This is a genomic window from Ectothiorhodospira shaposhnikovii, assembly GCF_016584105.1.
Lineage (GTDB): Bacteria > Pseudomonadota > Gammaproteobacteria > Ectothiorhodospirales > Ectothiorhodospiraceae > Ectothiorhodospira > Ectothiorhodospira shaposhnikovii.
This window is the reverse complement of record NZ_NRSM01000004.1, coordinates 129,259-151,191: the sequence shown is the minus strand read 5'-3', so window position 1 is coordinate 151,191 and position 21,933 is coordinate 129,259. Positions and strand designations below refer to the sequence as shown.

24 protein-coding genes are annotated in these 21,933 nt (G+C 62.8%); 15 read left to right on the top strand and 9 right to left on the bottom strand.

The genetic code is table 11. From position 1 onward, the window contains the following. The first annotated feature begins 41 nt into the window (after positions 1-41). The 7 genes from CKO35_RS03825 (at position 42) to mazG (ending at position 4,555) form a co-directional block, all read left to right on the top strand. A complete protein-coding gene (locus tag CKO35_RS03825) occupies positions 42-389 on the top strand; it encodes a Na+/H+ antiporter subunit C (protein ID WP_200172830.1) in 348 nt (115 codons plus the stop codon). After that, positions 386-1,882, top strand: a complete 1,497-nt coding sequence (locus CKO35_RS03820) for a Na+/H+ antiporter subunit D (RefSeq protein WP_200172828.1) — start codon at positions 386-388, stop codon at positions 1,880-1,882. The genes CKO35_RS03825 and CKO35_RS03820 overlap by 4 nt, the downstream gene beginning before the upstream one ends. Next, complete coding sequence (locus tag CKO35_RS03815; RefSeq protein WP_200172826.1) at positions 1,882-2,358, top strand: Na+/H+ antiporter subunit E; 477 nt, start codon at positions 1,882-1,884, stop codon at positions 2,356-2,358. The genes CKO35_RS03820 and CKO35_RS03815 overlap by 1 nt, the downstream gene beginning before the upstream one ends. Positions 2,359-2,406: 48 nt before the next feature. Next, entirely contained in the window at positions 2,407-2,682 is a 276-nt protein-coding gene (locus tag CKO35_RS03810; RefSeq protein ID WP_200172825.1) for a cation:proton antiporter, read from the top strand. A 4-nt stretch (positions 2,683-2,686) separates the two neighbouring features. Further along, positions 2,687-3,082, top strand: coding sequence for a monovalent cation/H(+) antiporter subunit G (gene mnhG / locus CKO35_RS03805; protein ID WP_420870737.1), 396 nt, complete (start codon positions 2,687-2,689; stop codon positions 3,080-3,082). Between the two features lie 76 nt (positions 3,083-3,158). Beyond that, positions 3,159-3,725 carry a YfaZ family outer membrane protein gene (locus CKO35_RS03800; RefSeq protein WP_200172821.1) on the top strand — a complete coding sequence of 189 codons (567 nt, stop codon included), beginning with the start codon at positions 3,159-3,161 and terminating at the stop codon, positions 3,723-3,725. 2 nt (positions 3,726-3,727) lie between these two features. Continuing rightward, positions 3,728-4,555, top strand: a complete 828-nt coding sequence (gene mazG / locus CKO35_RS03795; protein ID WP_242466999.1) for a nucleoside triphosphate pyrophosphohydrolase — start codon at positions 3,728-3,730, stop codon at positions 4,553-4,555. A 13-nt stretch (positions 4,556-4,568) separates the two neighbouring features. Here the strand turns inward: mazG and nadC are convergent, their stop codons facing one another. Then, positions 4,569-5,408 (bottom strand): carboxylating nicotinate-nucleotide diphosphorylase, encoded by an 840-nt coding sequence (nadC, locus tag CKO35_RS03790; protein ID WP_200172819.1) that lies wholly within the window; start codon positions 5,406-5,408, stop codon positions 4,569-4,571. 396 nt (positions 5,409-5,804) lie between these two features. Here nadC and CKO35_RS03785 point away from each other — a divergent pair, with 396 nt between their 5' ends. Genes CKO35_RS03785 through CKO35_RS03775 form a run of 3 tightly spaced genes read left to right on the top strand, consistent with a single transcriptional unit; the run spans position 5,805 to position 8,079 of the window. Then, positions 5,805-7,322 carry a DUF1538 domain-containing protein gene (locus CKO35_RS03785; RefSeq protein ID WP_200172817.1) on the top strand — a complete coding sequence of 506 codons (1,518 nt, stop codon included), beginning with the start codon at positions 5,805-5,807 and terminating at the stop codon, positions 7,320-7,322. Next, positions 7,319-7,666, top strand: coding sequence for a P-II family nitrogen regulator (locus tag CKO35_RS03780; protein ID WP_200172815.1), 348 nt, complete (start codon positions 7,319-7,321; stop codon positions 7,664-7,666). The genes CKO35_RS03785 and CKO35_RS03780 overlap by 4 nt, the downstream gene beginning before the upstream one ends. Before the next feature lie 14 nt (positions 7,667-7,680). After that, complete coding sequence (locus CKO35_RS03775; protein WP_200172813.1) at positions 7,681-8,079, top strand: CBS domain-containing protein; 399 nt, start codon at positions 7,681-7,683, stop codon at positions 8,077-8,079. A gap of 79 nt (positions 8,080-8,158) precedes the next feature. Here CKO35_RS03775 and CKO35_RS03770 read toward each other — a convergent pair whose 3' ends face one another. Further along, the gene (locus CKO35_RS03770; RefSeq protein ID WP_200172806.1) at positions 8,159-9,775 is read right to left on the bottom strand and encodes a methyl-accepting chemotaxis protein; all 1,617 of its coding nucleotides are present in this window, start codon (positions 9,773-9,775) and stop codon (positions 8,159-8,161) included. A gap of 359 nt (positions 9,776-10,134) precedes the next feature. On the opposite strand from CKO35_RS03770, the gene CKO35_RS03765 reads away from it, so the two are divergent. Further along, on the top strand, positions 10,135-11,772 hold the full coding sequence (locus CKO35_RS03765; protein ID WP_200172804.1) for a fatty acid--CoA ligase: 1,638 nt from the start codon (positions 10,135-10,137) through the stop codon (positions 11,770-11,772). Between the two features lies 1 nt (position 11,773). Here CKO35_RS03765 and CKO35_RS03760 read toward each other — a convergent pair whose 3' ends face one another. The 6 genes from CKO35_RS03760 to CKO35_RS03735 all read right to left on the bottom strand — a co-directional run bounded on the left by CKO35_RS03760 (position 11,774) and on the right by CKO35_RS03735 (position 17,608). Next, positions 11,774-13,078: a DUF3422 family protein gene (locus tag CKO35_RS03760; protein WP_200172802.1), complete on the bottom strand. Its 1,305-nt coding sequence runs from the start codon at positions 13,076-13,078 to the stop codon at positions 11,774-11,776. A gap of 17 nt (positions 13,079-13,095) precedes the next feature. Beyond that, positions 13,096-13,533 (bottom strand): ACT domain-containing protein, encoded by a 438-nt coding sequence (locus tag CKO35_RS03755; protein WP_200172800.1) that lies wholly within the window; start codon positions 13,531-13,533, stop codon positions 13,096-13,098. Positions 13,534-13,560: 27 nt separating this feature from the next. Then, entirely contained in the window at positions 13,561-14,895 is a 1,335-nt protein-coding gene (locus CKO35_RS03750; RefSeq protein WP_200172798.1) for a phenylacetate--CoA ligase family protein, read from the bottom strand. Further along, positions 14,896-15,402 carry an indolepyruvate oxidoreductase subunit beta gene (locus CKO35_RS03745; RefSeq protein WP_200172796.1) on the bottom strand — a complete coding sequence of 169 codons (507 nt, stop codon included), beginning with the start codon at positions 15,400-15,402 and terminating at the stop codon, positions 14,896-14,898. It lies immediately after the preceding gene. A 30-nt stretch (positions 15,403-15,432) separates the two neighbouring features. Beyond that, a complete protein-coding gene (locus tag CKO35_RS03740; RefSeq protein ID WP_200172794.1) occupies positions 15,433-17,064 on the bottom strand; it encodes a thiamine pyrophosphate-dependent enzyme in 1,632 nt (543 codons plus the stop codon). Between the two features lie 214 nt (positions 17,065-17,278). Next, on the bottom strand, positions 17,279-17,608 hold the full coding sequence (locus CKO35_RS03735) for a high-potential iron-sulfur protein (protein WP_200172792.1): 330 nt from the start codon (positions 17,606-17,608) through the stop codon (positions 17,279-17,281). Between the two features lie 218 nt (positions 17,609-17,826). Here CKO35_RS03735 and CKO35_RS03730 point away from each other — a divergent pair, with 218 nt between their 5' ends. Genes CKO35_RS03730 through CKO35_RS03715 form a run of 4 tightly spaced genes read left to right on the top strand, consistent with a single transcriptional unit; the run spans position 17,827 to position 20,964 of the window. Next, positions 17,827-18,519 carry a putative metalloprotease CJM1_0395 family protein gene (locus tag CKO35_RS03730; RefSeq protein WP_200172790.1) on the top strand — a complete coding sequence of 231 codons (693 nt, stop codon included), beginning with the start codon at positions 17,827-17,829 and terminating at the stop codon, positions 18,517-18,519. 5 nt (positions 18,520-18,524) lie between these two features. Next, a complete protein-coding gene (locus tag CKO35_RS03725; RefSeq protein ID WP_200172788.1) occupies positions 18,525-18,914 on the top strand; it encodes a nuclear transport factor 2 family protein in 390 nt (129 codons plus the stop codon). Beyond that, positions 18,914-19,483: a lipocalin family protein gene (locus tag CKO35_RS03720; protein WP_200172786.1), complete on the top strand. Its 570-nt coding sequence runs from the start codon at positions 18,914-18,916 to the stop codon at positions 19,481-19,483. Before CKO35_RS03725 ends, CKO35_RS03720 begins: the two co-directional genes overlap by 1 nt. Continuing rightward, positions 19,480-20,964, top strand: coding sequence for a helicase HerA-like domain-containing protein (locus tag CKO35_RS03715; RefSeq protein WP_200172784.1), 1,485 nt, complete (start codon positions 19,480-19,482; stop codon positions 20,962-20,964). The genes CKO35_RS03720 and CKO35_RS03715 overlap by 4 nt, the downstream gene beginning before the upstream one ends. Here the strand turns inward: CKO35_RS03715 and CKO35_RS03710 are convergent. Further along, positions 20,961-21,905 carry a class I SAM-dependent methyltransferase gene (locus tag CKO35_RS03710; RefSeq protein WP_200172782.1) on the bottom strand — a complete coding sequence of 315 codons (945 nt, stop codon included), beginning with the start codon at positions 21,903-21,905 and terminating at the stop codon, positions 20,961-20,963. The two genes, CKO35_RS03715 and CKO35_RS03710, sit on opposite strands and share 4 nt — an antisense overlap. Between the last annotated feature and the right edge of the window lie 28 nt (positions 21,906-21,933).

Sequence of the window (21,933 nt, the reverse complement as noted above, 5' to 3'; positions counted from 1 at the left end):
AGCGGTGCGGCGGCTGCCGGTGGCTTCAGGGGAGATCGCCCATGGAAACCCTGATGGCGTTCACCGTCGGCGGCCTGTTTGCCGCCGCCATCTACATGATGCTGCGACGTTCGATCGTCAAACTGGTGATCGGACTGGTGCTGCTGTCCAATGCCGCCAATCTGCTGCTGTTCACCCAGGCCGGTCTGTTGCGCGGTGCGCCGCCCCTGGTGCCCGAGGGTGCCATGCAGCCGACGGGCGTGGTGGCCGATCCCCTGGCCCAGGCCCTGATCCTGACCGCCATCGTGATCGGGTTCGGGGTGCTGGCCTTTGCGGTGGTGCTGATCCACCGTGCCTATGAAGTGGTGCAGGCTGACGATATGGACCAGATGAAAGATACCGACACATGAGGCTAGAGGTCGCGCTGCCCGTCATCATTCCCCTGTTCTTCGGCGCCCTGACGCTGATCCTCTGGCGCTGGCGCCTTGCCCAGCGTGTCACCACCGTGGTCGGGACCGGGCTCATGCTGCTGTCCGCCCTGTGGTTGCTGTCCGCCACCTGGCAGGACGGCATCCTGGTGATGCACATGGGCAACTGGCAGGCCCCCTTCGGCATCGTGCTGGTGTCGGACCTGCTCGGCGCCATCATGGTGGTGCTGGCGGGCATCAGCGGGTTTGCCACGGCGGTCTATTCCCTGACCTCCATGAGCAAGCGCCATGAGGCCTTCGGCTACTATCCGCTGCTGCACCTGCTGCTGGCGGGGGTGAACGGGGCCTTCCTCACCGGTGACATCTTCAACCTCTATGTCTGGTTCGAGGTGATGCTGGTGGCTTCCTTTGCCCTGCTGATCCTCGGTGGCGAACGGGCGCAGATGGAAGGGGCCATCAAGTATGTGACCCTGAACCTGGTGTCTTCGGCCATGTTCCTGTCCGCCATCGGTCTGCTCTACGGCCTGACGGGCACCCTGAACATGGCGGACATTGCCGACAAGCTCAGTTACGCCGAAGACCCGGGCATCATCACCGTGATCGCCATGCTGTTCCTGGTGTCCTTCGGCATCAAGGCCGGTGCCTTTCCCTTCTTCTTCTGGTTGCCGGCTTCGTACCACACGCCCCAGGTGGCGGTTTCGGCCCTGTTCGCGGCCCTGCTGACCAAGGTGGGGGTCTACGCCCTGTTCCGGGTGTTCACCCTCATCTTCACCCAGGACGTGGACTACACCCATGAGATCCTGCTGTGGGTGGCCGCCGCCACCATGCTCACCGGGGTGCTGGGCGCGGCGGCCCAGTTCGAGTTCCGCCGCATCCTGTCGTTCCACATCATCAGCCAGATCGGTTACATGATCATGGGACTGGCGCTGTTCACGCCCCTGGCCATCGTCGGCGGGGTGTTCTACATCATGCACCACATCATCGTGAAGGCGAATCTGTTCCTGGTCAGTGGTCTGGTGTACCGGCTCAAGGGCACCTATGAGCTCAAGGAACTGGGGGGCATGTACCGGTCCCATCCCATGCTGGCCATCCTGTTCCTGATCCCGGCCCTGTCCCTGGCCGGGATACCGCCCCTGTCCGGGTTCTTCGCCAAGTTCATTCTCATTCGGGCCGGCGTGGAGGCCGAGGCCTGGTGGATCGTGGCCGTGGCCCTGGTGGTGGGTCTGCTGACGCTGTACTCCATGATCAAGATCTGGGCCGAGGTGTTCTGGAAGGCCCAGCCGGAAGAATATGCCAACCGCCCGGTCCACGGCAGCGCCGGCTCCGGCGTGCTCTATCTGACCATCGGCGGGATGGCGGCCCTGACGGTCTTCATCGGTCTGGGGGCGGAGCCCATCTATCAGATCGCGGACGCGGCAGCCCATCAGCTGCTCAATCCGAGCCTGTACATTGATGCAGTTCTGGGGGAACGGTAATGATCGGTCCACTGGCATCGAATATCCTGCTGGCCCTGGTCTGGATGGGCCTGACCGGCAGTTTCACGGGTACCAACCTGTTCATCGGCCTGGTGCTGGGTTATCTGATCCTGGCCTCCGCCCTGCGGGATCAGCCGGGTTTTGCCGCCTATACCGGCAAGATTCCCAAGGCGATCCTCTTCATCGGCTTTTTCATCAAGGAGCTGATCCTTTCCAATCTCAAGGTGGCCTATGATGTGCTCACGCCGACGTATTACATGAAGCCGGGCGTGATCGCGTTTCCGCTGGAGGCCAGGACGGATGCGGAAATCACCGTGGTCGCCAATCTCATTTCCCTGACTCCGGGCACCCTGAGCCTGGATGTCTCCAGCGACCGCAAGGTGCTGTATATCCATGTGATGTACCTGGAAAATGAGGAAGAGGTCATCGAGAGCATCCGCTACATGGAGTATCGTGCCCTGGAGGTGCTGCGGTGAAGCGTGCGGTGCATGATCGGCGTTCAAGAATTTGCAGTGGGGGCAACCATGCTTGAGTTCTCCATATTCATTGCTTACCTGGTGCTGGGGATTTCCCTGGTGCTGATCTTCTTCCGCCTGATCCTGGGGCCCAGCCTGCCGGATCGGGTGGTGGCCCTGGAGATGCTGGCGACCCTGACGGTGGGCTTCATCGCGGTGTACACCTTGTCCAGCGGCGTGACGGCCTTCCTGGACGTGGCCATGGTGCTGGCGCTGACGGCGTTTCTGGCCGCAGTGGGCTTTGCCCGTCTGATTGCCAAGGGAGGCAGCCGGGATGATGATTGATCTGTTGATGGAAATCCTGATCAGCCTGTTCCTGCTCACCGGGGTCGGCTTCATGTTCGTGGCGGCCCTGGGCCTGTTGCGAATGCCGGACCTGCCCATCCGGCTCCATGCCACCACCAAGGCCGGCGCCCTGGGCGGGGGGTTGCTGATGATCGCCGTGGGGCTGGAATTTTTCGGTGATGTGGCAGTGGCGGCCAAGGCCGCCGCCATCATCGTGTTCCTGGTGCTGACCGGCCCTGTGGCGGCCCATCTGATCGGTCGTGCCGGATATTTCGTGGGTGTTCCCATGTGGTCGGGTACCATCAAGGATGAACTCAAGGGGCGTTATGACCACAAGACCCAGACCCTGATGTCCCCGCCGGGGCTGAACAAGACCCGGGACGAACAGCCCAAGGGCTGATAGCAAAAAGGGCCGATATCAGCGTGAAGCGTTACAATGGCGTCCTGACTTTTTAAACACTCACTGGAACACCTCTATGCGCGCAAAACTGCTGGCAGCGGCCTGTCTGATGGGAATGGCTCCCATGGCCTCGGCTCACACCCTTGACATCTATCTGAGCAAGGAAACGGCTCAGTTCAATTTCATCACCGATTCCAGCGCCGTCGGGTTCGGTGGTGCCGATCTGTTCTTCGGTCTGTTCTTCAATGAGGACAGTGACTACATGCTGACCACCGGCATGCACGTGCGGGGTGTCCCCGCCGGCGAGCAGCCGCTGACCTTCGGTGTGGGTGGCAAGCTCTATTTCGGCTTCATCGATGAACCGGATGACAAGTTCCAGTCCCTGGGTCTGGGGGGCGAGGTCAGGTATACGATCCCGGCCAACACGCCCATGTACTTCGCCCTGGAAGCTTACTATGCCCCTCCCATCACCACCTTCGGCGATGCCGATGATCTGTGGGACATTTCTTTGCGCTACGAACTGGAAGTGACGCCAGGGGCGGCCGGATTCATCGGTTATCGCCGGATCGAGACGGATCTGGACTACAAGAAGAACTACAAGCTGGATGACAACATCCACTTCGGCATCCGTTTCAGTTTCTAGTCATGAAACCCTCATCATCTCCCGCGCTGGATGAGGTTCTTGGCATCATGGCCCGGCTCCGGGATCCGGAGCGGGGCTGTGCCTGGGATCTGAAGCAGACCTACGACAGCATTGTGCCCCATACCCTGGAAGAGGCCTATGAAGTGGCCGATGCCATTGCCCGGCGCGATTTTGATGAACTGCGCTCGGAGTTGGGGGATCTGCTGTTGCAGGTGGTGTTCCATGCCCGGATGGCGGAAGAGGAGGGGCGTTTCGACTTCAATGATGTGGCCCGCACCCTGGCGGACAAGCTCATCCGTCGTCATCCCCATGTCTTTGCCGGCGTGCGGTTTGAATCGGAAGACGCCCAGCATGCGGCCTGGGAGACGGAAAAGGCCCGGGAACGGGCCAACCGTCAGGGCGCGGGTAGCGGCGGGGATGAACAACCTGCATCCGGTGTTCTGGACGGTATTGCCCTGACGCTCCCGGCCCTGGCTCGCGCGGCCAAGATTCAGAAGCGTGCTGCCCGGGTGGGGTTTGACTGGGCCGATGCCGCCCCCATCCTGGACAAGATCCATGAGGAGCTGGACGAGGTGCGGGCGGAGATGGGTGCCGGTGCCCCCCATGCCCGCCTGGAGGATGAGTTGGGGGATGTCCTGTTTGCCGTGGCGAACCTGGCCCGCCACCTGAAAGTGGACCCCGAGGCGGCCTTGCGGCGCACCAACGCCAAGTTCGAGCGCCGTTTCCGCTTCATGGAAGAGACGCTGGCCCGGGAGGGTAGCCGCATGGAAGACGAATCCCTGGAGGCCCTGGAAGCCCTCTGGCAACTGGCCAAGACCCGGGTGGGCTAGAAGAAGATAAGGATCAGGCCTCCAGGCGCAGGGACAGATCCACCGCCTGGATGTGCTTGGTCAGGGCGCCCACGGAGATGAAGTTCACGCCGGTCTTGGCGATTTCCCGGATCTTGGAAAGATCCACCCCACCGGAGGCCTCCAGTTTGCAGTGACCATCCACCATGGCTACGGCCGCCCGCATCCCTTCCAGATCGAAGTCGTCCAGCATGATCACGTCGGCACCCGCTTCCAGTGCCTGACGGACCTCGTCCAGGGTTTCCGTTTCCACCTCGACCTGAACCTGGCCGGAAAGGGTGCGGGCCTGGGCCACGGCTGCGGCAATGGAACCGGCGGCCATGATGTGATTCTCCTTGATCAGCACGGCATCGTAGAGCCCCAGGCGGTGGTTCATGCCGCCGCCGCAACTGACCGCGTACTTCTGCGCCAACCGAAGCCCGGGCAGGGTCTTGCGGGTGTCCAGGATATTGGCGGGGGTGCCGGCCACGGCATCCACGTAGCGGCGGGTTCGGGTGGCCGTGGCCGAAAGGGTCTGCAGGAAGTTCAGTGCGGTGCGTTCCCCGGTGAGGATGGGCCGGGCCGGTCCGCTCAGGCCGCAGAGCCGGGTGTCGGGTTCCACTGCGTCGCCTTCCTGGCAATGCCAGGTGATCTCCACGGTCGGGTCCAGTTGCCTGAAGGTCTCGTTGAACCAGGCCTGTCCGCAGACGATGGCCTGCTCCTTGCACACCACATGGGCCCGGCACCGGGTCTGGGCAGGGATCAGCCCAGCGGTGAGGTCGCCGGTGCCGACATCTTCGACGAGGGCCAGCTTGACGGATTCGCGAATGAGTTCGTGGGGCAGATGAAGGGACATGATCGCCGTTTGATCCTGGATGCTCCGGTCAGGGGGCAAGCATACCGCAAATGCCGGGCGGCATAAGGAGATAACGGGGGGATTGTGGTCGTGTTCCAATATCATCAATGATCGTCCGGATTGCAGTATGCTTAGGGGTATTCTGAATCGGTCATGACTACGCCTTGACAGTTATTGCTGTGTTCTTAGCATGTCATTTTCGCGTCTTTGGCATGCTGTTTACGTGTCCTTGGCACGTCACTCCCGCGAAAGCGGGAGTGACGAGTTTGTGGTTGACTGCCTACCGGGAATTTTGGGCTCCCGCTTTCGCGGAAGTGACGGGGTCGCGGGGACGGGTTTGGGGTCGACTGTCTGGCCGGGTGTCATCTTCTTTCATCACAACCACAATAAGCGCTCTTGAACCAGCTCAAGGAATTCTACCGACTACTTGCCCATTCCTTCCGGAATCTGCTGCCGATCATCCTGGTCGTAGGCTTCTTCCAGTTCGCCGTCATGCAGCAGGTCCCCGAGGGGCTTGTCCCCATGATCGTGGGGTTGCTGATCGTGGTGGTGGGCGTGGCCCTGTTCCTGCAAGGACTGGAAATGGGCATCTTTCCCATCGGCAAGAACCTCTCCAACGAGTTCGCCAAGAAGGGATCGCTGCTGTGGTTGATGGTGTTCGGGTTCTGTCTGGGCTTTGCCGCCGTGATCGCCGAACCGGCCCTGATCGCCGTGGCCTCCCAGGCTGAAATCATCAGTGAGGGGCGCGTTCACGCCTTCACGCTGCGGGTCCTGGTGGCCACATCGGTGGGCTTCGTGGTGGCCCTTGGGGTGGTGCGGATCGTGCTGGGCCACAGCCTGCACTGGTACATGATCATCGGCTATCTGCTGGTGGTGGCGGTGACCTTCTTCGCGCCGGAGGAGATCGTCGGCCTGGCCTACGATTCCGGCGGGGTGACCACCAATATCGTCACCGTGCCCCTGATCGCGGCCCTGGGGATCGGTCTTGCCGTGTCCCTGCGGGGCCGCAATGCCCTGACCCATGGCTTCGGTCTGGTGGCCTTGGCGGTGATGGTCCCCATGATCGTGGTCCAGATCTATGGGATCCTGGTGTTCACCCTTGCCGCCCCCGAGATGGTCAATGGGGTCGTGGTGCCCATGGCGGATACCGCAACGGTGGACGAGGCGGTGGCGCCGGTGGCCGGCAGCGTGCTGCTGGGCATGCTCAAGGACCTCCTGATCATGTTCCGTGACGTGCTGCCCATCATTGCCGTGGTACTGATTTTCCAGTACCTGGTGATTCGCAAGCACATCGCCCACATTCACAAGGTCTTCGGCGGTTTCGTGCTGGTGATCTTCGGTCTGTACGCCTTTGTGGTGGGACTCAAACTGGGGCTTTTCCCCATCGGCCAGAGCATGGCCGAACAACTCATCGCCCTGGACCGGATCTTCTTCATCTATCTGTTCGCCTTCACCATCGGCTTTGCCACCACCATGGCGGAGCCGGCCCTGATCGCCATCGGGCAGAAGGCGGAGGAGGCGGGCAAGGGGCGTCTCAACGGCAATACCATCCGCATTCTGGTGGCCATCGGCGTGGCGGTGGGGATCACCGTGGGGGTGCACCGGATCATCGCGGGAGATTCCATCCACTATTACATTATGGGTGGCTATGCTCTGGTCATCCTGCTGACCTGGCTGGCGCCAAAATACATCGTGGCGCTGGCCTATGATCTGGGAGGCGTGACCACCTCGGAAGTGACGGTGCCACTGGTGACCGCACTGGGGATCGGTCTGGCCACCCATATCGAAGGACGTAACGTCCTGATCGACGGGTTCGGCCTGATCGCGTTCGCTTCCATATTTCCGATCATCAGTGTGATGCTCTATGCTATCGCCGTTGAACTCACCACTCGGTGGAGGGAAGCAAAATCATGAAGTTTGCCGTTCTGGTGGCCATTCTGGCCGACAATCTTGAAGAGAAGGCCATTGATGTCGCCAAGCAGGCGGGGGCCGGCGGAGTCACCATCGTTGATGCCCGGGGCATCGGCGCCAAGGAGAAGAAGACCTTCTTCGGCCTGACCTACGAGGGTAGCCAGTCAGTCTTGCTGATGGTTCTGGAGAAGAAGCTGTCCCTGGCGGTGATGAAGGCGCTGCGGGATGAACTGGATTTGAAGTCCCATAGCCACGGCGTGGTATTCACCGTTCCCCTGGAACATATTGCCGGCATCGACATGCGCCAGATCGAACAGTTCGAAGATCGTCTCAAGGACGAGCTGTGAGCCCGAGGTAACCCATGCTGGTCAAAGATATCATGGTGAAGGACGTGGCGATGATTTCCCCTCTCGCCACCATTCGAGAGGCCATGCGCGAGATGCGCAGGTACAAGGTCAAGTCCCTGGTGGTGGACAAGCGCTATGAGCACGATGCCTACGGCATCATCACCTATACCACCATTTTGCGCACCATCGTGGCTGAAGAAGGGGATATCGACCTGATCAATGTCTACGATGTCTGCTCCAAGCCGGTGATCAGCGTGCCGGAGGTGCTGGAGGTCAAGCACGTAGCCAAGCTGATGGTCAATCAGGGGATTCGTCGTATCGTGGTACTCAGGGACAACACGCTGGTGGGGCTGGTGACGATGAATGACATCGTGTCCTCCATCCTGGAGATGTCCGAAGAAGAAGCCGTGTAATTCATGATGGTTCCCCACTCGGGTGGTGGGGGGCTGATTGTCACGCGGGGCGGGCTTGTTGCCCGCCCCGCGCCTGTTTTCACACCTTGAACCTGCCCACCAGATCCTGCAGTTCGTCCGCCAGCCGGGCCAGTTGCTCGGAGGCGAGGGTGGTTTCCTCGGCACCCTGGGCATTCTGCTCGGCCGCATCGGAGATGCTGGTGACATTGCGGTTCATCTCTTCGGCCACGGCACTTTGCTCCTCGGCGGCACTGGCCACCTGGGTATTCACGTCGCTGATGGTGCTGATTGCCTGGGTGATGGAGTCCAGGGAGGCATCCGCCTGCGAGGCACTGTCACGGCTGGCCTGGGCCGACTGCCGGCTCTCGTCCATGGCCGTCACCGCCCGGCGACTGGACTGCTGCAGCCGTTCGATCATGGCCTGAATCTCCTGGGTCGAACTCTGGGTGCGATTGGCCAGGGAGCGGACCTCGTCGGCCACCACGGCAAAGCCGCGACCGGCCTCACCGGCACGGGCCGCCTCAATGGCGGCGTTGAGTGCCAGCAGGTTGGTCTGCTCGGCAATGCCCCGGATCACGTCCAGCACCTTGCCGATCTCTTCACTGCCATTGTCCAGTTCACGGATGATATCGGCAGCCTTCTGTACTTCATTGGCCAGCTGCTCGATGCGCTTCATGGTGCCGGAGACAACATGCTTGCCTTCCTGGGCAGCGTCTTCCGCCTCCCGGGTGGAAACCGAACTCTGCTGGGCGTTGCGCGCCACCTCATGGGCGGTGCTGTTCATCTCGTTCATGGCGGTGGCCAGCTGGTCGATTTCGCTGCGCTGGCGGGAGACGCCGTCGTTGGTGCGCTCGGTGACCGAGGCCAGATCGCCCGCGGCCTTGGCCAGCTGGCTGGTGGATTGCAGCACCCGGCTGATCAGGTCGCGGAAATTGTCCATCATGGCGTTGAAGGCCCGGGAGGCCTGGCCAATTTCGTCCTTGCCGTGGATGGGCAGGCGGTGGGACAGGTCACCATCGCCCTGGGCAATACCCTGCAGTCCGTGAGTCATTTCTTGCAAGGGGTTGGTGACGAAACGGCGGGTGAACAGGAACAGGAACAACAGTACCGGTACGCTGATCAGGGTGGCCACGGCCAGGAAGTTGAAGCCGAACCGGCGTGAGGCGGTATTCACGTCCTCAAGACTGATCTGCAGGCTGACCCCGCCCAGTACCGCGCCTTCCGGTGCCACCGCATGACACAGGGTGCAGTTCTTGCCCAGATACTGGCGTGAATTCTTCACCGGCATGACCGCCCGCAGACTGGAACGGTCCTCGGAAAGGGCAATGTAGGCTTCTCCGGTTTCCAGCACGGTGCGCTCAATGGCATCCCGGGGTCTTTCATGTTCACCGCCGGGACCGTACTGGCGGGAGACGTTATCACCCCGCAGGACCCTGAGGTCATGGACATTCTGGAGTTCGATGATCTGGTCCAGGAACTCGGCACGCCGGTTGATGGTGCCGGTGATCATCATCGTGGTCAGACCGGCCATGGTGATCTCATGGAGGGTCTCGGAAAAAGTCTCCGCCTGACGGATGGCCGTTCGCCGCTGTTCCTGAACCGTCCAGAAGGTCATGCCGCCCCAGGCCAGCACCAGGATGAGCCACATGGCTCCCACCAGGCGGACCCAGATCGGCAAATTATTGATACGCTGCATGTCGGTTCCCCAGGATACCCATTTTGATCATTGCGGCACTGTCCTGACCAGCCCCTGCATGGGGTAGATATCGGCCGCGTTGGCAAGAAGTTGATGGCCTGATGCTAGCAGAGCCGCACGAGAAGGCATTTTCCGGATCGACAGTACTCGCCCCGTGGTCATGAACCGGGCCGATCCTTGGAAACATCCTGTTGGGAAGGCAATGTGGACTGTACGACAGCCCATTGTGCGCCGGATCGAACGTCCAGGCTTTGAGTTTTGTCATTGAGCCTCATTATCGGCAGTGAACGTCCGACAACCGGCATGGATTCATCCTGTATATTCCCAGGCAATGTTGCCCAAAAAGGAGAGTTCATGTCATGCCCATGGGTTCCTTGCCTGCCCTGCTGATCAAGCACCTGCTGTTTTCTCCCGTTCATTACGATCCGGCACAAGAGATCGTCTACAAGGGGGATCGTCGTGTCAGTTACGCCGAATTCCGGCAGCGGGTCGCAAGGCTGGCGGCAATGCTCAAGGCCCAGGGCATCGGGCCGGGGGATACCGTGGCGGTGATGGACTACGATAGCCACCGCTATCTGGAATGCTACTTTGCCGTGCCCATGATCGGGGCCGTGTTGCACACCATCAATGTGCGTCTGTCCAGTGAACAGCTGGTCTATACCATCAGTCACGCCGAAGATGACCTGATCCTGGTCCACGATGAGTTCATCCCCTTGCTGGCCCCGATTCGAGGCCGGATCGAGTCGGTGCAGAAGTTCATCCGGTTGACGGATGAAGCGTCTGATGAGGTGGTCGGCTGTATCGACCCCGCGGGGCTGAATTTCGTGGGCGAGTACGAGCAGTTGCTGCAGGCGGCAGAGCCCCTGGAAACCTTTCCGGATCTGGACGAGAACACCCGGGCCACCTGCTTCTATACCACCGGCACTACCGGTCTGCCCAAGGGCGTGTATTTCAGCCATCGCCAGCTGGTATTGCATACCCTGGCCACCTTGATGACCCTGGCCTCCAACAGTACCCAGGGTCGCTTCCACCGGGCCGATGTCTACATGCCCATCACTCCGATGTTTCATGTCCATGCCTGGGGCATTCCCTACATGGCTACGTTGCTGGGGGTGAAGCAGGTCTATCCGGGCAAGTACATCCCTCATCAGTTGGCCCGGCTCATTGAAACGGAAGGTGTCACCTTCAGCCACTGCGTGCCCACCATCCTGCACATGCTGCTCAATGATCCTAAAAACCGGGACTGTGACCTCTCCCGCTGGAAGGTACTGATCGGTGGTTCCAGCCTGCCCAAAGCCCTGTGCCGTCAGGCCCTGAGCCGCGGCGTGGATATCTATACCGGTTACGGCATGTCCGAGACCTGTCCCATCCTCACCCTGTCCCAACTGAGCGACGATGAACTGGCGCTGCCGATGGACGAACAGATCGACCGCCGCGTCCGTACCGGTCGCCCCCTGCCGCTGGTGGCCTTGCGGGTGGTGGATGCCGAGGGCGGGGAGGTGGCCAACGATGATCATGCGCCGGGCGAGGTGCAGGTCCGCGCACCCTGGCTGACCCAAGGGTATCTGAAGGACGAGAAACAGTCCGAACGGCTCTGGGCCGGGGGATGGCTGCATACCCACGACGTGGCCTGCCGGGAGCCGGGGGGAAGTATCCGCATCACGGATCGCACCAAGGATGTGATCAAGGTGGGCGGGGAATGGCTCAGCTCCCTGGAACTGGAGGATGTCCTCATGCAGCACCCGGACGTTTCCGAGGTTGCCGTCATTGGGCAACCGGCGGCTCGCTGGGGCGAGATCCCCCTGGCCCTGGTGGTGCCCCGCACAGGCAGTGAGCCGGACGAGCGTGAGCTGACCCGGCATGTGCGGGAATTCGTCGACAAGGGCATGCTGCCCAAGGAGTCCATCCTGCTGAAGGTGCGCCTCGTGGATCAGGTGGACAAGACTTCGGTGGGCAAGACCAACAAGGTGGCCCTGCGGGAGAAATACCTTACCTGATCTATTCGCCGTGCCCCTGCATCAGGCGCTTCTTCACCCGTTTGAGGAAGAACCAGGCGCTGAGTACCACGATGGGCATGGCAATACCCATGCCCAGGGTGGCGTTGATGGGCAACCCCTGGGACTCCAGGCCCTTGAGCAGATACCCCACCAGGCCCACGCCGTAATAACCGATGGCGATGACCGACAGGCCTTCCACCGTCTCTTGCAGGCGCAGTTGCAGCTTGGCGCGGCGGTCCATGGATTCGAGCAGGTTGCGGTTCTGGGCCTGCAGGCCGACTTCCACCCGGGCCCGGAGCAGGGCCGTGAGGCGGGCCGCCCGCTCCGCCAGATCTCTCTGGCGGCTACTCACGGATTCGCAGGTGGTCACCGCCGGCGCCAGGCGGACATCCAGAAACTCGGTGAAGGTCTGCAAGCCGATGATGCGGCGCTGGCGCAATTGTTCCAGACGCTGTTTGACCACCCTGTAATAGGCTCGGGTGGCCTCGAAGCGGTAGGTGGTTTGGGCGGCCACGGATTCGATCTCGGCAGCCAGGCTGGTGAGTTCGGACAGCAACCGGCTTTCCACGGGCTGCCCGTGTTCCTGCTGGGGTTGTATCGTCATGCTGAAGGCCAGTTCCGCCAGCCGTCGGTCCGCCGCGTCCAGGGTACGGCTGACCTTGCGGGCCATGGGTAGTCCCAGCAGGGTCATGGCCCGGTAGGCATTGAGTTCCAGTACCCGCTTCACCAGGCGCCCCGCCTGGGCATCGGTGAGGCCTTCGTTACGCAGCAGGATGCGGGCGTAACCATCGGCGTGAATGCGCAGATCCGACCAGGCCCGTCCCAGCCCACCTACTACCTCGGAGCCGATGACGATGTTGTGATCGAACAGCTTGGACAGTTCAGCCGGGCTGCGCTCCGGCATCTCCTTCGATTCCAGTACCAGGGAAACGGCGGTCACCAGTTCCCCCGGCGAGGCCGCCAACCATTCCGTCGGCAGGCGTTCGATCACCTGATTCTCGAAGGGGTGACGGTAGGGGCCGAGTTCGGTGAAGGTATAGGTGACGAACTCGGTGTGCCGTTCCCAGTGCAGCCGGATGCCACCCAGGTTTGCCACGTGGTACTGGCCCACGGATTCCGGCACCGGGGCATCGAAGAATTCCAGCAGCTTGACCAAATGTGCCGTGTTGCGGCCGCTGCCCCGTTCCCCGCAGATGAAGGCCAGGTGCGAGACCCTGGCCGGTGCCTTGATAGGTTCAAAGGTGCGGGCATGCAGTTCTGTGGTCAGTGCATGGCGTAGCGGGTGTTCCTTGAAGGGCAGCGGCATGGCCGTGAGTGTCCTGTTTATTCCACTGCGGCGAAGAGTTCTTCCGCCTCGATTACATGGCAACCGGCGGCGGAGAGGACGTCGATGGCCCGGTCCGGTTCCTCGAAGCGGAAGATCAGGGCGGCCCGGTTGTTGCGCCGCAGGGAGAAGGCGTACATGTATTCGATCTTGAGTTCTGCCCGTCCGGCCGCCCGCAGCACCTCGGCCAGGCCGCCCGGACGGTCCTCCACGTCCACCGCCACCACTTCGGTGAGCTTGACCACCCAGTCGTCGGCCTTGAGCACCTGCGCGGCCCGCTCCCAGTCACGCACGATCATGCGCAGGATACCGAAGTCCGAGGTGTCCGCCAGGGACAGGCTCAGGATATTGATGCCTTCCCGGGACAGCAGGGCCAGAGGCTCCGCCAGATGCCCGGGACGGTTCTCCAGAAACACGGAAAGCTGTTGCAGCTTCATGTAACGATACTCCTTGATGCGGACCGGCTAGATGGCACGCTTGTCGATCACCCGCTTGGCCTTGCCTTCACTGCGGGCGATGGTACGGGGTTCCACCAGGCGCAGGGCCACGCGGATGCCGATGATCTGCTCGATGGCCTTGGCCAGTTCGGCGCGGACATCCTCCAGGGCGCGGACCTTGTCGCTGAAGACTTCGGGCGTCACTTCCACTTCCACCGCCATCTGGTCCAGACCGTGGTCGCGGGTGAGGATGATCTGGTAGTGGGGCAGGGTGCCTTCCACCGCCAGCAGCGCCGCTTCCACCTGGGACGGGAACACGTTTACACCGCGGATGATGAACATGTCATCCGAGCGGCGTCCCACGCGACGGATGCGGCGCAGACTGCGGCCGCAGCCGCAGGTCTCGGTGATGATGCGGGTGATGTCACGGGTGCGGTAGCGGATGACGGGCATGGCCTGCTTGCTCAGGGTGGTGAGCACCAGCTCCCCTTCCTCGCCGTCGGGCAGTACCGCGCCGGTCTCCGGATCGATGATCTCCGGATAGAAGTGATCCTCGAAGATGTGCAGGCCGTCCTGATGCTCGCACTCGCTGCCCACCCCGGGGCCGATGATCTCCGACAGGCCGTAGATGTCGTAGGCCCTGATGCCGGCCCCTTCCTGGATGCGCTGACGCATTTCCTCGCTCCAGGGCTCGGCACCGAAGATGCCGGTATGCAGGGGCAGTTCCCGCAGGTCCAGACCCAGGTCCAGGGCCCGTTCGATCACATGGATGAAGTAGCTGGGGGTGGCGCAGACGGCGCTGACGTTGAAGTCCTTCATCACCATCAATTGGCGCTCGGTGTTGCCGCCGGAGACGGGGATCACCGTTGCCCCCAGGGCCTCGGCCCCGTAGTGGGCGCCCAGACCGCCGGTGAACAGGCCGTAGCCGAAGGCATTCTGCACAATGTCACCCCGGTGCAGGCCGCAGGAGGCGAAGGTGCGGGTCATCACTTCGGCCCAGACGTTCAGGTCCTCGCGGGTGTAGGCCACCACGATGGGCTTGCCGGTGGTTCCGGAGGAGGCGTGCAGGCGCACGATCTCGCTCATGGGGCTGGCGAACAGGCCGAAGGGATAGGTGTCGCGCAGGTCCACCTTGACGGTGAAGGGCAGTTGAGCGATGTCCTCCAGGGTCCTGATGTCCGCCGGGGTCAGTCCCCGTTCCTGCATGCGGGAGCGGAACAGTTCCACGTTGTCATAGGCGCGTGTCACCACGGCGCGCAGGCGCCGTAGCTGCACTTCCCGCAGACGTTCCACGGGCAGATAGTCGGGTGCACTGGCGGGGTGGAATCCACCCTCCACGTCATTCCAGCGTTCGGTCAGCATTCAAACCCCCTCAATCACTTCCGGGCGGGACAGTTCCGCCCCCAGTTTGCGCCCCAGGGCAAAGGCGTGCTCATTGACGGCATGGAGCTTGGGCGGGAAACAGTGATGGATGGCCGCCACCCATTCCTGTTCGGAGAAGTCCATCACCATGGATGCGGCACCCAGCAGGGCCACATTCAGGCTCTTGCGGTTCTTCAGTTCACCTTCCGGGATCAGGTCCGGGGTGATCAGGACGCCGCCGGGACGCAGCCAGCCCAGGTTGATGTCCACCTGACTGGATTCGAACACCATCAGGAAATCCGCCTCGCCCATGGGCACCATGGGGCTGAGAACCTGTTTGCCGAAGCGCACGTCTGTGGTGACGGAGCCGCCACGCTGGCTCATACCGTGGACTTCACTCTTCTTGACCTGCAACCCGCTGGAGAAAGCGGTGGTGGAGAGCAGGTCGGATGCCTTGACCACGCCCTGTCCGCCCAGGCCGGCCAGCACTACGTTGGTAACTGCCATTGATGATCCCCTAAAGATTCGTTGGATGGGTCATTCCACCGGCGCGGCCGCGCAGCTTCCGGCGCAACGCTTCTCTTCCTCGGCCTTTTCCAGCTTGCGGATCAGCGGCGCCGCCAGGATGCAGGGCCGCTCGGCGATCAGCACGGACAACTCGTCCCGGGCCATCATGTCCTTGAGGACCTCCTCGAACTTCGCTTCATCCTTCTGCGGGTCCACCACCTCGACGTTTTTCACGCCCATGGCCTTGCACACGGCCACGAAGTCCATCCTGTTGGTCGGCTCATGGTTCAGGCTGCGGCCGGTCCCCGGATGTTCCTGGCGACCGGTCATGGCGGTGGTGCTGTTGTCCACGATCAGGACCACATGGCCGGTGGGCGGCGGGTTGTACACCATCTCGGCGATGCCGGTCAGACCGGAGTGCACGAAGGTGGAATCCCCGATGACGCTGACCACCCGCCGGGCCTCGGCCTCGGGCAGTACATGCCGCAGGCCCAGGCCCACACCGATGGCGGCGCCCATGCACACGCAGGTGTCCATGGCCTCGAACGGGGGCAGCACGCCCAGGGTGTAGCAGCCGATGTCGCCTGAGACGATGCAGTCCAGGCGGCTCAGTGCCTCGAACACCTCTCGGTGGGAACAGCCCTGGCACAGTTCCGGGGGCTTGCCGCGGGGACGGGGGGCCTCGGGGCTCACATCGCCGGCAATGATGCGGCGCACCCGGGACACGTTCAGTTCACTGAAGCGGTACATCTCCGGCTTGCCTTCCACCCTCAGTCCGGCCACAGTGAGGGCTTCGTACAGCAGGTGATCCCCTTCCTCGATGACGATGCAGCGGTCCACGCTGTTGACGAAGTCGGTGATCATCTGCATGGGCAGCGGCCAGGTCAGCCCCAGGGCCAGCACGGTGGCGTCGGGGGCAGCCTCGCGGGCATGCATCACCGAGATGCCCGAGGCAATGATGCCCAGGGACTTGTCGCCGGGATAGATGCGGTTCAGACCGCTCTCTTCGTTCCAGCGGGCGATTTCTTCCATCTTGGCGCGGACCTTGTGGTGCGCCGGACGGGCATAGGCGGGGATCATCACGCGGCCGGGGATGTCACGCTCGAAATGGGGTTCCATGTCGGACGGCCGGGGTTCACCCGGAATCACTTCGGTCTTGGCGTGACAGATGCGGGTGGTCATGCGCAGGATCACCGGGACGCGCCAGCGCTCGGAGAGCTCGAAGGCGGCCAGGGTGAAGTCGTAGGCCTCCTGGGAATCGGAGGGCTCCAGCATGGGCACGATGGCGGCGCGGGCATAGTGGCGGTTGTCCTGCTCGTTCTGGCTGGACGCCATGCCCGGATCATCGGCGGAGATCAGCACCAGGCCGCCGGTCAGGTCGATGTAGGCGGCGGTGAACAGGGGGTCGGCGGCCACGTTCACGCCCACGTGCTTCATCGTGACCAGGGTGCGGCCGCCGGCAAAGGAGACGCCCAGGGCCACTTCCAGGGCCACCTTCTCGTTGGGGGACCATTGGGCGGGTCCGCCGATCAGGGAGAAGGCTTCCAGGATCTCGGTGGAGGGGGTGCCCGGGTATCCGGTTCCGAGGCGTACACCGGCGTGCAGGGAGGCCAGCGCGACAGCCTCGTTGCCGCTCAACAAAAGACGTTCGGTCGATGCCATGGTTAGCTGCTCTATGTAGACATTGGGGCCACACCCACTGTCCGGCAGGCCGGATAGGCGGGCAGACAGCCCGGAAGTCTACATGATTCAGCGTGTGGAACCACCCTTGGGATTGGTCAATTTTGGTTTCCCCTGAAACCCGTTGCGGCTCGCTTCCTCACCCCGACCCCTCTTCCACGGGGGGAGACGGGTCGGGGGTGAGGGGAGAGCGGCCTTACGACCGCGCCACCCAGGCCGTGCACCAGCCCTTGGCGGCCACCTGCTGTCCGGGGAACACGGCACAGGGACCCCAGTCACCACCGGTATCGGTGTAAAGCAGACAGTTGGCGCACTTGTTGCCCTCCACATAGGCGGGATGGTCCACGGTGGAGGCATCATGGCGATAGCCCAGGGCCTGAGCGGTGTCCGAGCTTTCATCCACCTTGTCGGCGGCCTGCGCGGCGGTGGCCCAGCCCAGGGCACCTATCACGGGAACGGCCACCAGGCCATAGGCCCCGAATTGCAGGAAACGGCGACGGCTCACATTGTTGTTCAGGGTTTTCATGGTCATTCTCCTTCTCGCTGAAGTTTCATAACACTGGCCGGGGAGATTGATGATCTTTCCTCCAGCCTCGGGTACAGTTTCCTCCAGCATGGCTGAACACAACATGAACGAGACATGGGCCACATATCTGGTTTAATGCCCTTGCCGGACTCTGTTCCTTGACAGCCCGGTGCCCCCGAACTAGCGTCCCTATATAGATCGGCGCCCGGACCTTTCACATGTACATCAACAACGCCCTCAGCGCTGCCACGGTCCCCCTCGGGGCCAGTGCCCGACCGGATGATGTCCAGCGTCCCCCGGAGGCGTTCGATTCAGTGGAGGAACGGGCAGGCCCCGATGGTCCGGTAGAAGAAACCCGGGACACCGCGGAAGCCGAGACCGGGCGCGAGCGCCCCCGAGGCGTGACGGAACTCACCCCGGAAGAGGAACGGATGCTGCGGGAGCTGCAGCAGCGGGATCGCGACGTCCGCGCCCATGAACAGGCCCATGTGGCTGTCGGCGGTCGCTACGTCACCAGTGGTGCCAGCTATGACTACCAGACCGGCCCGGACGGGCGTCGCTACGCGGTGGGCGGCGAGGTCTCCATTGATACATCCCGCCCCGCCGACCCGGAAGAGGCGATCCAGAAGGCACGGGTGATCCAGGCCGCCGCCATGGCTCCGGCCGACCCGTCACCGCAGGATTATCGGGTGGCGGCCCAGGCCAGGATGATGGAATCCCAGGCCCGCGGCGACGCCCGGACCCAGCGTCAGGAAGAGGCGCGTGCCGCCGCCGAGGAGGGTGCGGAGCAGCGTCGGGCGGCGGGCGATGATGCCGATGAGGATCCCATGGCGTCTCGGGATCGCCTGGCACGGCGCATGGCCGAAGTGGATCAGCCGTCCCGCACCCCGGTACTGCAAGAGGTCGCCTGAGTCCGATGACGGCATCCCCTGACAATCCGGCCCCGGAAACGGTGGTCAACCACTACCTGCGGGCCATTGAACGGCATGACTATGACCGCGCGCATGCCTTGCTGGACGAGCACTCATTTAGTTACATCAGCCCCATCCATCGGTTCGACGATGCCGGGCGCTTCATCGAACACCTGTCCCTGACCGGCGGCATCCTGCAGCGCATCGAGATCCGCAGGCAGTTTGTCGATGGCCCCGATGTGTGCCATTACATGGTGTTCCATGTCCAGATCTCCGAAAAGATGAAGGTCGACGTGGTGCAGTGGGCGCAGGTCAGGGAAGGGCGCATTGCAAGGATCGAAGCCCTGTTCGACGCCCATCCCTACCGCATCCTGTTCGAAAGCGAGGCAAACTGATGAACCCTTGGCTTTTCCGCAACACCCTGTCCGTGGGGGCGCGTCTGTGCCTGTTCGTGACGGCCCTGTTCCTGCTGGCCGGGTGCACCGGCCTCCCCAAGGGGGTGGAGCCGGTCCGGGGGCTGGAGGCCGAGCGTTACCTGGGTACCTGGTACTCCATCGCCCGGCTGGATCATTCCTTCGAACGGCGCCTGACCGATGTCACGGCCCATTACGAACTGCGTGAAGACGGCGCCATCAGCGTGCTCAACCGGGGCTATCACCCGGACCGGGAGGTTTGGCGGGAGGCGAGAGGGGTGGCCCGGTTCATCGAGTCTCCCACCGTGGGCCGCCTCAAGGTATCCTTCTTCGGACCGTTTCATGGCGCCTACAACATCATTGCCCTGGACAAGGACGACTATCAATACGCCATGGTGACCGGTCCCACCCGTTCCTATCTCTGGATCCTGGCGCGCAGCCCCGAGCTGGACCCCGACGTGGTCCGGCGGCTGGTCGCGCAGGCCCGGGAACTGGATTACGACGTGGACGGACTGATCTACGTGACCCATGAACAAGGAGACCGCTCTTGAACGCACATCCCCTGCTGATCGGTGCCGCGGACGGCCACCCGGTGGCCATCACCCCGCGCATGGCCAATCGCCACGGCCTCATCGCCGGCGCCACCGGTACCGGCAAGACCATCACCCTGCAGACACTGGCCCAGTCCTTTTCGGACCTGGGTGTGCCGGTGTTCGTGCCGGACATCAAGGGTGACTTTTCCGGCATCGCCGCCCCCGGCCAGATGAATGACCGGGTACGGGAACGGGCAGGGCAGGTGGGCCTGGACGATCTGGAAATGCACGGCGCCCCCACTGTGTTCTGGGATGTATTCGGCGAACAGGGTCATCCCCTGCGCCTGACCATTGCCGACCTGGGACCCACCCTGCTCAGCCGGCTGATGAACCTCAACGAGACCCAGAGCGGGCTGATGCAGCTTGTCTTCCGGGTGGCCGACGACAACGGCTGGCTGCTGCTGGACCTGAAAGACCTGCGCGCCATGGTCAACTGGGTGGGAGAACAGCGTCAGACCCTGAGCCGTACCTACGGCAACATCGCCCCCGCCAGCTTGGGGGCCATTCAGCGCAGCCTGCTCACCCTGGAGTCCCAGGGCGCGGAGCAGTTCTTCGGTGAGCCGGCGGTGACCCTGGAGGATTTCCTGCAGACCGACGAGCAGGGGCGGGGCGTGGTCAACATCCTGTATGCGGAGCGTCTGTACCGGGCCAGTCCCCTGGTGTACTCCACCCTGCTGCTGTGGCTGTTGTCGGAGCTGTTCGAGCAGTTGCCGGAGGTGGGCGACGCGGACAAGCCCCGTTTCGTCCTGTTCTTCGACGAGGCCCACCTGCTATTCAAGGATGCTCCCAAGTCCCTGACCGACCGCATCGAGCAGGTGGTGCGGCTGATCCGTTCCAAGGGGGTGGGGGTGTATTTCGTCACCCAGAATCCCCTGGATCTGCCCGAGCCGGTGCTGGGGCAGCTGGGCAACCGTATCCAGCATGCCCTGCGGGCCTTTACCCCCCGGGATCAGAAGGCGGTGAAGGCGGCGGCCCAGACCTTCCGGGCCAAGCCGGGCCTGAATACGGAGGCGGTGATCATGGAGCTGAGCACCGGTTCGGCTTTGGTATCGGTGCTGGACGAGCGGGGCCAGCCCACGCCGGTGGAGCTTACCCTGATTCGTCCTCCCGCCAGCCGCATGGGGCCGCTGAGCGACGCGGAGCGTCGTGAGCGGATCCAGGCCTCGCCCCTGGCGGGTGTCTACGACACCCCGGTGGATCGGGAATCGGCCTATGAAATCCTGCAGCGACAGGCGGAAGCGGCCCTGAGCGAACCCACCACAACGGTCACCACCCAGCAGGCGGCGCGCAGTCGTCGCGGCAGTGGTGGCGGCGCATCCCGGCGGGGCGACAGCGTGCTCGCGGCCACTGCCAAGAGCACCGCCCGGGCGGTGGGCACCCAGATCGGGCGCCAGATCGTGCGGGGCCTGCTGGGTTCGCTGACGGGGAAGCGGCGCTAATCCTCCAACCGCCGGATGATCCAGCATCGGTGCGGTCGGCCGCGACCGAAATCCTCGGGCACTGTGTGACGGGTGATCTCCTCCACTTGGCAGGGGGACAACTCGTCCTCATAGAGCTTGAAACCCCGCCGGTTGTTGGAAAAGAACAGCTCCCCCCGGGCCGAAAGCAGACCCAGGCAGCGGTTGATCATCCAGGCATGATCCCGCTGCACATCCAGGGTCGCCGTCATCTTCTTGGAATTGGAAAAAGAGGGCGGGTCCATCACGATCAGGTCATAACGCCGGCCCAGGCGCGGCGCATCCTCCAGCCACTGCATCACGTCCACCCGCTCCAGCCGGTGACGCTGAAGATCCAGCCCGTTGAGCTGGAAATTCCGCAACGACCACTCCTGATAGGTCCGCGACAGATCCAGGGTCAGGCTCTCCAGGGCGCCACCCGCCGCCGCATGTACTGAAAAGCTCCCGGTATAGGCAAACAGATTCAAAAACCGCTTGCCCTCGCTGCGTTCCCGCACCATCGCCCGGGTTTGGCGATGATCCAGGAACAGCCCCGTATCCAGATAGGCATGCAGGTTCACTGAGAACCTCAGTCCATCCTCCGACACGATCAGCTCATCACCTTCCTGCCCGGTCTTCTCGTACTGCTCGGTCCCTTTCTGGCGCCGTCTGACCTTCATCGCCAGCGCCTGCGGCGACAGCCCGAAAACGGCACCCACCGTCTCGCGGACCCCGTCCACCCAGGTGCCATAGGCTGCATCATCCGCTTCCCAGCGGGTTTCGTAGACCTGCACATGAGGCATTCCCGCGTACACGTCCACCGCCACGGGAAACTCCGGGATATCCCGGTCATAGACCCGGAAGCATTCGATGCCCCGCCGTCGGGCCCATTTTGACCAGTGGCGAAGGTTCTTTGATAAACGGTTGTGAAAAGATGAATTCATGATTCCGGTATGCTGCGATTATGTATCC